The sequence below is a fragment of the Hymenobacter ginkgonis genome, assembly GCF_009755225.1.
Lineage (GTDB): Bacteria > Bacteroidota > Bacteroidia > Cytophagales > Hymenobacteraceae > Hymenobacter > Hymenobacter ginkgonis.
In genome coordinates this window covers 77499-90503 of record NZ_WQKZ01000001.1, presented here as the reverse complement: position 1 = coordinate 90503, position 13005 = coordinate 77499, and the positions used below count along the sequence as shown (strand labels likewise).

Sequence of the window (13005 nt, the reverse complement as noted above, 5' to 3'; positions counted from 1 at the left end):
GCAGTAGGAAAAGGCTGGTCATGGTGAGCCGCGAAGGAGCCGCTGCTGTTACTTACAAAAGGTCCTGGCGTTAGTCGGCCTGCTGGCCCTTGGTTAGCTCGGCTTCGAGGAAGTAAGCGCCCTGGCGCACGAGCTGCGCGGTGTCGGGCAGCACATCGAGGGGCTCGATAGCACGGTCGCCATTCTGGACGGGGCCAGCCTTGACCTTGTAGCGCCGGAAGCGGTAGCCCGCGCCGCTGCCCGCTGGCTGGCGAGCAAAAATGTAGCTGTAGCCCTCGCCCTGAATCACGGCCTCGTCGGGCAGCGTAGTTTGTTGGTGGCTGGCGGTCTGAATCTGGGCGGCCACGTACTGGCCGGGTAGCAGGGCGTCGTTGTCGGCGTCGAGGTGGGCGTGCACGCTCACCGTGCGGGCATCGTCGCTGAAGGCTTTACCCACCAGAAATACTTGCGCCCCAAACTCTTGTGCTACTGCGCTGGCAGGTACCTTGAAAAGCACGTGCTGCCCCTTGTGCACGCGGGCGATGTCTTTTTCAAACACCTTCAGCTCCAGGTGCAGGTCAGAGCGGTCCACGATTTCGGCCAGCACCACTTGCGGGTCCACGTACTGGCCGGGTTTGATGTTAACCGCCTTCACGAAACCCCCGATGGGCGACACCAGCGTGACGCTCGGCGTGAGGCGGGTGGGGCTGAGGCGGGCCGGGTCTAGGCCCAGCAGCCGTAGCTGCCCGGCCAGCGAATGCACCGTAGCCTGCTCGGTGGCGTAGTCGGCCTGGGCCTGCTCTAGCTTGCGGCGGGCTCCTACGTCCTCAGCATCGAGGGTGCGCTGGCGGGCCAACTCCTGGGTAAGAAACCGCACCCGCGCCTGGCTTTGCAGGTATTCCTGTTGCAGCTTGAGGTAGTCGGGGTGGCGTAGCACGGCAATGGCCTGGCCTTTCCGCACGTGCTGGCCCGGCAGCACTTGCACGGTCTGCACGTAGCCGCCTAGCACCGCCGAGACGGACGCCTGGTTCTGGGGCGGCACGTCGATGACGCCGTTGGCCACCACGTTGGTCGTCATGTTTTGGCGCGTGAATCCGCCCATTTCGATGCCCGCCGCCGTGTACTGAGCCGGCGAAATGCTCACCACATCGGGCGCGCTGGCTGCCAGAGGTACCGGAGTGGCCGCTGCCTGAGGACTAGCAGCTGCTGCCGGCTGGCTAGGAGCAGAGTGACAACCCGCTAACCCGCTAACTAGTAACGCCACACCGACCACTTGAAAGCGCATGCAGCCTAAAAAACCGCTTGTTATATACTTCATAATCAGAGACAAAAAAGGATTACTGCAATTCCGTGCCCGTAAGGGTTTGCAGCTCAATGACCAGCTCGTCGTATTGCACGGCTTGGTCGAGGTAAGCCTGGCGGATGCGCCAGGCGGGCTCGGTGTTTACCACGTAAGTCACGTAGTCCACGTCGCCGGCCCGGAAGCTTTTTTCGGCCGTGTTCAGGATGAGGCGGGCCTGCGGCAGGGCCGTGCGCTCGTAGTAAGCCAGCGAGGCGCGGGCGCGGGCCAGCTGCTGGCGCAGGCCCACCAGGCGGCCTGCCAGCTGGGCTTCTACATAAGTAAGCTGGGTGCTGGCAGCCTGCTCGCCGAGGCGGGCGGCGGCCACGCGGGCCTTCTGCACACCGCCCAGCAGCGGCAGCGACAGCCCCACCTGCCCCACCGAAAAGCCACGCTCTAGGTTGATACTCTGGTTGAAGTAGCCTACCCGCACGTCGGGCAGGCGCCGCAGCTGCTCCACCTTAGTTTGCTGCTGACTGACGGTTATTTGCTGGCGCAACAAACCCAGCGTGGGGTTAGAATCGGGCGACAGGGCGGCCGTGTCGGCTACGGTTAGCGGGGCCACCAGTTGAGCGGTGGTGTCGATGACCACCGGGCCGCCCGCGTTCAGCAGCACACCTAGCTGCTGGTGCTGCACCTGCACGGTGGTGCGCAGGGTAGCGAGTTGGTTGCTCAATTCCTGGGCGCGGGCTTCGGCTGATACCTGTTCGAGGCGGTTGGTTTCGCCGGTGCGGTAGCGCACGCTGGCCGCATGGGCGGCGCGCCGGTAGAGGCTATCCTGCTGGCGCAGTAGCACCAAGCGGCGGTAGTCGGCCAGCAAGCGGTAGTAACTGAGGCGAATAGTCTGGGCCAATTCGCGGCGCTGCACGCGGGCGCGCTGCTCGGCCGTTGTGGTTTGCGCATTCAGCAGCTTGCGCTGGGCCGCGTACAACGTCGGCAGCGAAGTTTGCTGAATCACGTTGAAGCTCTGGTCTTTGAGCGGCCCCGAAATCTGTCCGTACTGGTAGTCGACCAGCGTGCGCGGAATGTCGTAGCCAGTGCGGGTCAGGGCGCGCTGGCGCTCCGTTTCGAGGGCCGAGCCTTGCAACAGCAAGCTCTGGCCTAGGCCAGTTTGCAAGGCCTGCGCCAAGCTGAGGGGGCCGCTAGGCGGGTTTGGCACAGCAGTAGCCGTTTGGGCGCTCGCCGTCGTGGTGCCACCCAGCAGAGCCAGTAGCAGCAAGCCCGCCACCATCGGCGTAGTCTTTGGGCGCGAGGCCTCGGCCGGATCCAACTCCGAGGGGCTCGGCTCGCCATCTTTGGTGAGCAGGGTATAAAGCACCGGCAGCACGAGCAGGGTCAGCAGCGTGGCCGAAATCAGTCCGCCGATAACCACGGTGGCCAGCGGCTTCTGCACCTCGGCCCCGGCTGATGAGCTAAGCGCCATGGGCAGGAAGCCTAGGGAGGCCACCGCCGCCGTGAGCAGCACCGGCCGGAAGCGTTCGGCGGTGGCGCGTAGCACGCGCAGGTGCACGCTAGTCACGCCTTCGCTGGCAAAGTCATTGATGCTGGCAACCAACACGATACCGTTGAGCACCGCCACGCCGAATAGCGCAATAAACCCTACCCCCGCCGAAATGCTAAACGGCATGCTCCGCGCCCACAGCGCCAGAATGCCGCCAATGGCCGCCAGCGGAATACCCGTAAAAATGAGCGTCGCCTGTTTCACCGACCGGAACGAGAGGAAAAGCAGCAGGAAAATGAGCCCTAGGGCCACCGGCACCGCGATTTGCAGGCGCGCCTTGGCCTTTTGCAGGTTTTCAAATTGTCCACCGTAGGCAATGGTATAGCCGGTGGGCAAGGGCAGCTTGGCATTCAACGTTTGTTGAATTTCAGCTACTAGGCTCTCCACATCGCGGTTGCGCACGTTCACGCCGATGTTGATGCGGCGCCGGGCATCGTCGCGGCTCACCTGCATGGGCGCGTTGCGGAAGGCGATGGTGGCGACTTCGGAGAGCGGTATTTTCTGGCCATCGGGCAAGTCCACGTATAGGCTGCTCAAGTCGGTGATGCCGCGCCGGTGGGCCGAGTCGAGGCGCACCACCAGGTCGTAACGACGCTCGCCTTCAAATACTTGCCCGGCCACATCGCCCGCGAAGCTGCTGCGAATGAGCGTATTGAGGTCTTCCACATTGAGGCCGTAGCGGGCCAGCTTGGGGCGGTCGTAGGTGACTCGCATTTGTGGCAGGGCCGCGATTTGCTCCACCTTCAGGTCGCCTACCCCCGCCAGCGGCCGGATGAGCGCCCCAGCCGCCGTGGCCTTGTCGTAGAGCACCTCCAAGTCCTCGCCGTAAATCTTGATGCTGATATCGGACTTCGCCCCCGAAATCAACTCATTAAACCGCATCTGAATGGGCTGCTGAAACTCCAGCGTGATGCCCGGAATGCCCGCCAGCGCGGCCTGCATTTTATTCGCCAGCTCCTCCCGCGAGTGGGCCGAAGTCCATTCTTTCTGGTCCTTGAGCACCACAATCTGGTCGGAATCCTCTAGCGACATCGGGTCGGTGGGGATTTCGGAAGTGCCAATTTTGCCCACCACCTGCGCCACTTCGGGGAAGTTTTTGAGCAGAATCTGCTGCACTTTGGTGGTGGTGGCGATACTCTGGCTCAGCGAACTGCCGGGCTTCAGGGTCACGTTCACGGCAAAGTCGCCCTCGTCGAGCTGGGGCACGAACTCGCCGCCCATCCGCAAAAACAGGAATATGGCCAGCGCTAGCAAGCCTAGGGCCCCGCCCACCACCAGCCCGCGCCGCCGCAGCGCACCCGTAATGAGCGGCTGGTAGCCCCGGTACAAAAGCTTCATAATACGGTCGGCCAGGGTGCCTTCCTCCTTAATATCCTTGCGCAACGCCCAGGCCGACACAGCTGGCACATACGTGAGGCACAGCAGCATAGCGCCCACAATGGCGAAGCTCACCGTCAGCGCCATCGGCCGGAACATCTTGCCCTCGATGCCCGTGAGGGCCAGAATGGGGAAGTACACGATGAGGATAATGAGCTGCCCAAATAGCGCCGAGCGCATCATGCGCGTGGCGGCGGCCGTGGCCACGTCGTCCATACTTTCGTGGGCGGCCTGCTCGCGCTGGTGCACGAGGTGGAAAATCATGGCTTCCACGATAATCACCGCGCCATCCACGATGAGGCCGAAGTCTAAGGCACCTAGGCTCATCAGGTTAGCCGACACGCCAAAGGTGCGCATCAGGCCCAGCGCAAAGAGCATACACAAGGGTATCATGCTGGCCACTACCACGCCGGCGCGCCAGTTGCCGAGCAGCAGCAGTAGCACCAGCACCACGATAATGCCGCCTTCGAGTAAGTTGTGGCTCACGGTGGCAATGGCTTTGTCGATGAGCTTGGTGCGGTCGAGGAAGGGCACCACGGTGAGGCCCTTAGGTAAGGTTTTCTGGATTTCGGCCACCCGCGTCTTCACGCCCTTGATGGTTTCTTCCGAGCTGGCTCCTTTGAGCATGAGCACGATGCCCCCTGCGGTTTCGCCCTGGCCGTTGCGCGTCATGGCGCCGTAGCGCATGGCGCGGCCCATGCCCACGGTGGCCACGTCGCGCACCAGCAGGGGGGTAGCGCCCACGCGCTTGACCACGATGTTGCCGATATCGGCCAGCGAGTTTACCCGGCCCTCACCCCTGATAAAGTAGGCATTGGGGCCGCGCTCTAGGTAGCTGCCGCCGGTGTTGGCGTTGTTGACTTGCAGGGCGTGCAGCAGCTCGGGCAGGGCCACGCCGGCCGCGTTGAGGCGGTCGGGCACCACGCTCACTTCATACTGGCGCACGTCGCCGCCGAAGCTGCTCACATCTACCACGCCGGGCACGCCAGCCAGCTGGCGCTTAATGGTCCAGTCCTGAATGTCGCGCAGCTTGGCCAGCGTAAACTGCTTTTCATAGCCCGGCTCTACGCGCAGGGCGTACTGGTAAATCTCGCCTAGGCCGGTAGTGATGGGAGCCATCTCGGGCCGGCCCGTGCCAGGACTGAGCTGCCCTTCGGCCGAGCGTAATTTCTCGGCCACCAGCTGCCGGGTGAGGTAGGTATCGACGTCGTCGCCGAAGATGACCGTAACCACCGACAAGCCGAAGCGCGAAGTCGAGCGAATTTCCGTCACGCCGGGCACAGTGCGCAGCTGCAATTCGAGCGGGATGGTGAGCAGCTGCTCGACTTCCTGCGCGGCCAGTGCCGGGCTTTGGGTGATGACCTGAACCTGATTATTGGTAATATCGGGGATGGCGTCGAGCGGCAGGTGCACGGCCGAATAGCCGCCCCACGCTACCAGCGCCGCCACCAGCAACACCACAAACAGCTTGTTGTGGATGCTGGCCGCAATAATGTTGGAGAGCATGAAAACTGAATTTGTGCCCCAAGCAGCCAGCGGCCGGCTGCCCCGTGGCGCGCCGTACCCACCGGCTACGCGGCCCGCCGAGCAGGCCCGCGTGCGGGCAAAGGTGACCCCTGAACAACCCAGCCAACCACCCGAAGGCACCAGCTGGCAGCACCCGCAATCAACGCATCCATGCGCGTCAATCGACTGGGCAATGTTCAGAAAATAAATTGATTAGCTCCGCGCCCTACCCGTTCGCGCACGAACTGGCTGGGCAGAAATTCTCCCTAACGGGTGGCTTAGCTTACGCTCGGGGTGGCTGCAAGAGCGCCGGGCCATGCGCATCGGCATAGCGGAGCTGGGCCAGCCGGGGGCGGGCCTTGGTCACCCACTGGAGGCGGCTGGGGGTAAGGGCCAGCCGCACAGTGGGCACCAGGTACACCAGCGGCGGCACGTTGTGCTGCCCTTGCAGGGGTAGGCTATCGTGCTCTTCAGGCTGGCGTTTTATTTTGGCCACGCTGCCTAGGTGCCACGAATCGGTGCCGCTGGCCGCGCCGGCCGCGTAGTGCTGCACCAGAAATTGCCCCAGCGAGAGCCCACCCTGCGCCGGCTGCGCATGGTAGCGGTAGTGCCGAAACAGCGCGGGCAGCTTGCCCAATTCCTCCACATCATTCTGCGGAATCAGGCTGCTGACGAGCATGAACAAGCTCAGGCAAATGGCGGTGATGGACTTTAGCACGCGGTGCAAAGGTAACTACACTGCAATGCTTTGGCGGGCCCGTCTCCACAGGTAGCGCATCGACCTAGGCAAGAAAATACGCGCCGCACTTACATAGAAGCGGATTTCTCTGGCTGGTTTGCTAATGCCAGAATAACCGCCATGCGCTTTTGACGGGTTGCGGGCCGTTTCGCCAAAACCAACCACTGCAATAAGTTGCGTTTAGCGGTCCGGCTTAGGCTTAAGAAGTGGGTTCGGGCCGCGGGGTATTGGTCAAATTCCCGTTCTAGGTCGGTCGGCAAGCGCAATTCTTCTACCTCGTCAAGCAGCGTCCAAGAGCCGTTTTGTTTCGCCGTTTCGATGCTGGCGAGGCCGGCAGGCATCATCTTGCCTTCGGCAAGCAGCCGCTGTATTTTATTCTTATTAACTCTCGACCAGCCACTTTGGGGCTTGCGGCGGCTGAAGAACTGCTGGTATTTTTCTTCATCCAGCGGCTTGGCCTGGCTGTCTATCCAGCCGAAGCACAGCGCTTCGTCCACGGCTTCGCTCCAAGTCAAAGTCGGCGTAGCGGACTTCTTTTTATAATAAACCAACCAGACGCTCTGGTGCTGGTCGTGGTGCGCTTGCAGCCACTCCCGCCATTGCTGCCGGTTTTGGGGACATACCACCAGTGCTTCCGACTTTGCCATTGTGCTTGTTTAGTAATTCAAAAAGCATTGCCCGCTTGAGTTTGGAAAAACTTTTTCAGCGCTACGTCATCTAGAACCAAGCTCAAAGGAACAAAGCAGGTCCTTCGCAAACTCAAGATAGCCCTTAGCAAAAATCTTCATTCAGCGCCGCCCGCATGAGGCAGGTAAGCGTGATGTCGACTAGGTGACAGAGCTTCTCCTAAGTGCAGCTTTTCTACGCGGGGTTTGCTTTACGCGGCTAGGTTGCTTCTAGAACTAGGGGTAGGGCCTGCCCTACCCCTAGTTCTAGAAGCAACCTAGCTGTTCTGAAGTCATTAAAGCAGCCGCATCAAGGTTGTTTGGCCAGCCACTTGCGCGCTGCCGCCAGGCTGCTGGCCGATATTTCGTGCCCACCCTCAAACGCCTCGTAGTGCGGTATGATGCCCAAGGTTTGCAGAAACGTCATGGCCTCGTCGGCATAGAAAGCCGGCAGCTTCTCGTCGTGGCGGCCATGGCTGAGAAAGAACTGCACCTTCTTAATAGCGGCCGCCGGGGCATGGTGCTGGCGCGACTCTGCCAGCATGCGGCCGCTGAATGCCAGCACGCCACGCACTTGCGCCGGTTGGGTCAAAGCCACGTCGTAGGCCATGATAGCTCCCTGGCTGAAACCCAGCAAATACACCTGCCCAGACGGAATGCTGTACCGAGCCGAGGCCTCACCAATGAAGCGAAGCAGCAGGCGCTGCCCATCCTGCTGCTGGGCCTGGTTGAAGACGGGCTTACCCGTCGAAAAATCGACTTGGTAAAAGCCAAAGCCCATTGGCCCCAATACCAGCGGGGCGCGCACCGAAAGCACCAGCGTGTGGGCATCGGCTAGCTGCTTGCCTACCGGCAGCAGGTTCAGCTCGTTGCCGCCTACCCCATGTAGCATCAGTAGCAACCGTTTAGCTCCCGTAGCCTGGGCCGGATTGAGCAGGCGATACGCCAAGGATAAATCGGTGAGCAGCGCGGGCTGCGGGCTGGAAGCGACAGTCATGGAAATAGCTAGGGGAAAAGTGGGAGAAAGACCAGCCGTTACGGGCTGCGGCGACGGCTTATGGCTGGGCCTCGGCGCACAGCAACAGGCGAATGCCCCAAGGGTCGGTGGCTATCGGGCCTTCGGGCGTCAGGCCCACGGGGTAGCCGGCCGCTTGCAGGCGCGCGGCGGCGGCGTCGCGGGTGGCAGCATCGGGTAGCCACAGTTCCCAGCGCAGCATGCGGGCATCGGCGGTGGTGGCGGCGGGCGAGCCGGCGGCCCACACGTTCAGGCCCAAGTGGTGGTGGTAGCCGCCAGCCCCTACAAATAGCGCCCCCGGCAGGCTCCAGGTTTCTATATCAAAGCCCAGCGCTTGGTGGTAAAATGCCGCCGCCTGGGCCAGGCTACCCGTATAAAAGTGCAGGTGGCCAATGGTAGTACCCGCTGGTAGGCCCTGCCAAGGCGTGTTGCCGGCCGCTTGCCGCAACCCGACCTCATCAAGCGGCTCGAGGGCTGACTGAATTTCTCCCTCTGCCGTGACTAACCACTCCGAGCGCGGCCGGTCACGGTACACTTCTATCGTAAAGCCATCGGGGTCAACTACGTACGTAGCCTCACTATAGAGGTGGTCGGAGGCACCCACATGCACCCCAAGGGCCCGCACGTGCCGCAAAAAGCGGCCCAAGTAGGCGCGGGTGGGTAGCAGCACCGCTAGGTGGTAGATACCCAGCCGGCCCCGCCGGGGCACTGGGCGGGCCCCCAGCTGCTCTTGCAGCCGCACCACTACCTGCGAGCTATCGGCCACACCCAGCTCAGCCACGGCGGCTTGGTCCTCGGTGGCTGGCAACTGGCGCAGCAACTGAAACCCCACTACATGCTGGTAAAAGCCTAGCGAGCGGGCTAGGTTGGCAACTGCCAGGTGCACGGTACCCAAGCGCACGTTGGCAGGTAGTTCGGTAGGCGGATGCATTCCGATACGCTCGGCTGGTAGCGCGGTATAGGGGAGCAGCGCTGGTGGGCGCGTATCTTCAGCTGGTAGCATAGCAGGGAGAGTGATTCTTTTGGGAAATGAAAGACTCCACCAAAGGTCCCCTACCGGCAGGGCTCCGCGCCTTATCCTAGGATAAGAAAGCATTTGCCGGCCCCTTGCCTTAGGCCGCCCTACTCCCTAATCCCATCCCCTCCTGCCTACAGCTGCCGGCGCACCCGGCTCAGCGACTCGGGCGTAATGCCCAGGTAGGAAGCAATAAAATGCTGGGGCACGCGCTGGGCAATGCCGGGGTATTTGCGTAAAAAGTGCTGGTACTTTTCGCTCGCTGTCTGGCTTAGCGAGGCGTTAACGCGCTCTTGCAGGGCCACGTAGCGGCTTTGCATCAGGAGGCGAAAATAGCGCTCGAAAATGGGGAATTGCGCGTAAATAGTTTCCAGGTCGGCCTGAGCCAGCAACAGCAAGTGCGTGTCTTCCAGCGCATCAATGCTCAGAGTGCTGGGCTGCTGGGTAAGCAGGCTATAGATATCCGAAACCCACCAGTCTTCCGGCGCAAACTGCAGCGTGTGCTCGTGGCCTTGCCCATTGAGCGAGTAGCTCCGCAGGCATCCTTGAGTTACGAAGGCCAGGTGCGTGCAGGGTTCGCCAGCCAGGAGCAGGTGCTGCCGTTTGCGCAGTATCTGCGGGCGCAGGTAACGCTGAAAGATGGCAAAGTCTGCGTTGGGAAGGGGCACGCGCGCCTGTAAGTGGGCCCGCAGGAAGTGATGCGCCGCAAGAAATTCCATGCGTTGAAGGTACTAGAATCCATGTGCTTGCCCCTCTTAGTCCAATTTAATGCAGTAATAAAAGGTACTCGTGAAGTTCAGCCGTAGTGGTCGGTCTATCGCCGCCAATGTAGTAGCTCTACGCGCTATAGACGCCCGGCTTAAGTTGCTCCTTGTCGGTGCATTCCCAACCGCACGGCAAGTGTCCGCAGATTCAGTGTCGGCACTGATATAACCACCGGTGCCCTCTTCTACTTTTGCAAAATACCTTCCTCACTGTCACGGAAAAGCGAGGGGTAGCGGGCGCTAGGTTTTGCGTTAGAGCGGTGCATGAGAGGCAGGAGGATAGTGAGCAAGTGCGCCACCGCCTGGTAGTTGGGTAGTCCAGGGCGGGCACGAAGCGAGGCACCTGCTGGAGCGACATATTGCTGCATACGGAGACGGTTTGGGAAGGCAAGTTTCAGCTTGGCTGGCCTCCGAGCAGTTCACCTTAGTACAGCGGAAAATGACAACATTTTGGGCGAATAAATACCCGAAGTCATGATTGTTCAAAGCTTTGCCCCTGCCGAAGAACTGCGGCCTTTCGTATGCGGGTACCTGTACGGCTGTAGCACTTATGCCGCGCCACAGGTGCTGCCTACCATCCCCCGGGGACTACCGGCCCTACTGATAATTACAAAGGAAAGCGGGACTCCGCTGGAATTTCTTCAACCCATACAAAGCGGGCCCCTCACCACGGGAGTATACCTGCTGGGGCAAGCCACCCAATACTGGATGCTGAAGGTGAGCGCTACGCAAGCCTATATGGTCGCGCTGCAACCCATGGCCCTGTCGGGACTGGGGATAGCGATGGCGGACTTCACCGATTCCGTTGTCAAGCTCGACGGTCTGCTGCCGGAATATCAGTTTTTGGCGGATCAGCTCGCGGCCGAAACAACCCAACTGGGCCAGCTGGCCGTGCTAGACGCTTTTTTGAAGCGGCTTTTCCGAAATGCCATTGCCCGGCCCAGCGAAGTGAACGGGGCAATACAACGCATTTTTCAAACGCAAGGGCAGGTTAAAGTAGGCCAGTTATGCGTGCAAGAACGAGTTAGCTCGCGTTCACTCACGCGCAAGTTTACCGACCAAATTGGGCTGGCGCCGAAGCAGTACGCTCACCTCATCCGCTTCCGGGCCGTCATGCACCACTTACTCCGAACGCCTACTGTGACTTGGCTGGATGTCGTCCACCGGTTTGGGTACTACGACCAGTCCCACTTCATCAAAGACTTTCAGCATTTCACCGGGCACTCTCCTACCCAATACTTCAGTGCAAATCAGGATTTTGATGGCTGCTTCATCAAGGCCGTAGCTGCATTCTGACCCTCACCCGGGTGATTGATTCAGTTGGCCGATTTTTACAATACATTGACAATAAACAAAATATACATTTGCCCACCATCAGTACCGACTGCTATTACAGGATTCCCATTTCCCACTGGCACTAGTCGGACTGGAATTTAGGAGGCGTTACGCTGGCTCCGTTTTGGAGCGGCGCTATTATTTTTTCACAAACCCTTTAACAGCTGCATGTATGGACCCGGTAAGCATCCCTAAGGAAGTAGTGGTTTGGAAATTCGGTGGCAAAACCGGAAACCTTACTGCGCAACACCGCTACTCTACCGACAATGCGGGCAATGGCCTGAATATGTTTTGCAAAACGAACAACGGCTATCTGACTTATCACAAGACCGATATAGGCATTAATCTGGGTTATATTACTAGTCCTAAGGAACATAAAATCCACTTTGCATTGCCCGATGGCAAGGACCGGGAAATACTGACCGGCGAAAAAGTAGCCCTGGGCATTGGGGGTGGGGACGCCTTTTTGCGCTACGCGCACCGCACTTCCGGCATCAATCTAGAGTGGGCCTCCAGTCCGTCTTTTGAGTGGCAGATTTACGGCCCTACGAGCGAAAAAGGCAAAAAAATTCCACTCGACTCGTTCGTTGCCGTTCTTAATGAACGCGTCGAACCGGCCGCTGATTTTTTAGTGTACTTAGACCGGCCCATAGGCGCCGACGTTGGTTGGACTACCAGCCCTAACTGGAAAGATAAAATAACGGGTTGGATTACAAACGAGGCTTTTAGCGCCCTTATCGGCGTATTAATGGGGAAAGCGAAAACACCTGCGTAGCTATTGCAGCGGCTAAGTCGCACTACTCCTCCCCTGGCAAGTACGGTGGCTTTGCGCGCGTTGGATGCTAAGCAAAGCGCACTTCTTGCCTCTTAAGTATCTGGTGATTTCTACCGTCGCCAGATACTATCGCCTAAAGTGAATAGCTAGCTGAGACAGAAAAGACACATCTTTTCTGTCTCAGCTAGCTATTTTTTTATCTGGCTAATCGTGGCACCCGCATCACCACCCCGCCGACTGACGATGGCACTAGGCCAGTGCTATTAGAGATGCGTGGCAGTTCTTTTGCCCGGCCGAGGCCGCCGTGATGGCCGGCTCGCCACGTCGTGACGAGCAGACTGCCGGCTACTTACACCAGCGCTTGGCCTGCTGCGAGTCCAGGTAACAAGCCCAGCGAGGTAATCACAGCTATAAAATGCGTAAAGAATTATTTCATTGTTCGTAAGGACCTTGAATTAAGCGGTTACAAAACTACCCGCAACGGCGCGGCTTTCGCTCAAAACGGCTTGCATTATTTGGACTCGTTTGTGCGACCGGCTCGGTGCTGCAAAAGGGTTCACGTGCAGGAGAGGATGCATTCCCACTTTCGCCAGCTATCCTCTGCTCAACGGCAGTGAATCCTGACCGAAGGGACATGCCTGACTCAGCACTAGTGGGCAGCCTGCCCCAGTTATCGACTATAACCGGCTAGCCCAAGCGACAGCTCAGGCTTTACAGCAGAGTCCACCGCATGTGAAATGGGTAGATTTTAAGGCCGCTGAAGGTCGGGCAGCCTCTACTGATAAGCTAGCTAATCTTTAGTCCATGATTCAATAATGCTTAAAAACCCTAGCCTGAGAAGCTAGAGCTTTTCTCATTTCTACTCGCGGGCGTATTACTCCTAGCAGTTCTATGCGTGAGTTTACACCTGTAGCAGGGGTTTCCTAAAGAGTAACATTAGCGCCCAGGCATGGCTCACAACGTATAACGCATAGCTTAGGACATTTAAAAAGTCC

Annotated in this window: 9 protein-coding genes; 2 read left to right on the top strand and 7 right to left on the bottom strand. The window is 59.6% G+C overall.

The features are described from left to right. Window positions 1–70: 70 nt before the first annotated feature. The 7 genes from GO988_RS00360 to GO988_RS00330 form a co-directional block, all read right to left on the bottom strand. Window positions 71–1264: an efflux RND transporter periplasmic adaptor subunit gene (locus tag GO988_RS00360; RefSeq protein ID WP_198172445.1), complete on the bottom strand. Its 1194-nt coding sequence runs from the start codon at window positions 1262–1264 to the stop codon at window positions 71–73. 52 nt (window positions 1265–1316) lie between these two features. Beyond that, entirely contained in the window at window positions 1317–5702 is a 4386-nt protein-coding gene (locus GO988_RS00355) for a CusA/CzcA family heavy metal efflux RND transporter (protein ID WP_157561556.1), read from the bottom strand. A 283-nt stretch (window positions 5703–5985) separates the two neighbouring features. Next, complete coding sequence (locus tag GO988_RS00350) at window positions 5986–6420, bottom strand: hypothetical protein (RefSeq protein WP_157561555.1); 435 nt, start codon at window positions 6418–6420, stop codon at window positions 5986–5988. Between the two features lie 89 nt (window positions 6421–6509). After that, window positions 6510–7088, bottom strand: a complete 579-nt coding sequence (locus GO988_RS00345) for a YdeI/OmpD-associated family protein (protein WP_157561554.1) — start codon at window positions 7086–7088, stop codon at window positions 6510–6512. 328 nt (window positions 7089–7416) lie between these two features. Continuing rightward, window positions 7417–8103, bottom strand: coding sequence for an alpha/beta hydrolase (locus GO988_RS00340; RefSeq protein WP_157561553.1), 687 nt, complete (start codon window positions 8101–8103; stop codon window positions 7417–7419). 58 nt (window positions 8104–8161) lie between these two features. Continuing rightward, window positions 8162–9124, bottom strand: a complete 963-nt coding sequence (locus GO988_RS00335; RefSeq protein ID WP_198172444.1) for a VOC family protein — start codon at window positions 9122–9124, stop codon at window positions 8162–8164. 146 nt (window positions 9125–9270) lie between these two features. Beyond that, window positions 9271–9855, bottom strand: a complete 585-nt coding sequence (locus GO988_RS00330; protein ID WP_157561551.1) for a Crp/Fnr family transcriptional regulator — start codon at window positions 9853–9855, stop codon at window positions 9271–9273. Between the two features lie 783 nt (window positions 9856–10638). On the opposite strand from GO988_RS00330, the gene GO988_RS00325 reads away from it, so the two are divergent. Both GO988_RS00325 and GO988_RS00320 read left to right on the top strand, forming a co-directional pair. Then, window positions 10639–11196: an AraC family transcriptional regulator gene (locus tag GO988_RS00325; RefSeq protein WP_198172443.1), complete on the top strand. Its 558-nt coding sequence runs from the start codon at window positions 10639–10641 to the stop codon at window positions 11194–11196. A 211-nt stretch (window positions 11197–11407) separates the two neighbouring features. After that, on the top strand, window positions 11408–12010 hold the full coding sequence (locus tag GO988_RS00320; RefSeq protein WP_157561549.1) for a hypothetical protein: 603 nt from the start codon (window positions 11408–11410) through the stop codon (window positions 12008–12010). Window positions 12011–13005 lie beyond the last annotated feature (995 nt).

Coding starts and splice junctions, on each gene's coding strand:
- GO988_RS00355 (WP_157561556.1), bottom strand. CDS start 5,702: ATGCTCTCCAACATTATTGCGGCCAGCATCCACAACAAGCTGTTTGTG.
- GO988_RS00345 (WP_157561554.1), bottom strand. CDS start 7,088: ATGGCAAAGTCGGAAGCACTGGTGGTATGTCCCCAAAACCGGCAGCAA.
- GO988_RS00325 (WP_198172443.1), top strand. CDS start 10,639: ATGGTCGCGCTGCAACCCATGGCCCTGTCGGGACTGGGGATAGCGATG.
- GO988_RS00330 (WP_157561551.1), bottom strand. CDS start 9,855: ATGGAATTTCTTGCGGCGCATCACTTCCTGCGGGCCCACTTACAGGCG.
- GO988_RS00335 (WP_198172444.1), bottom strand. CDS start 9,124: ATGCTACCAGCTGAAGATACGCGCCCACCAGCGCTGCTCCCCTATACC.
- GO988_RS00360 (WP_198172445.1), bottom strand. CDS start 1,264: ATGCGCTTTCAAGTGGTCGGTGTGGCGTTACTAGTTAGCGGGTTAGCG.
- GO988_RS00320 (WP_157561549.1), top strand. CDS start 11,408: ATGGACCCGGTAAGCATCCCTAAGGAAGTAGTGGTTTGGAAATTCGGT.
- GO988_RS00340 (WP_157561553.1), bottom strand. CDS start 8,103: ATGACTGTCGCTTCCAGCCCGCAGCCCGCGCTGCTCACCGATTTATCC.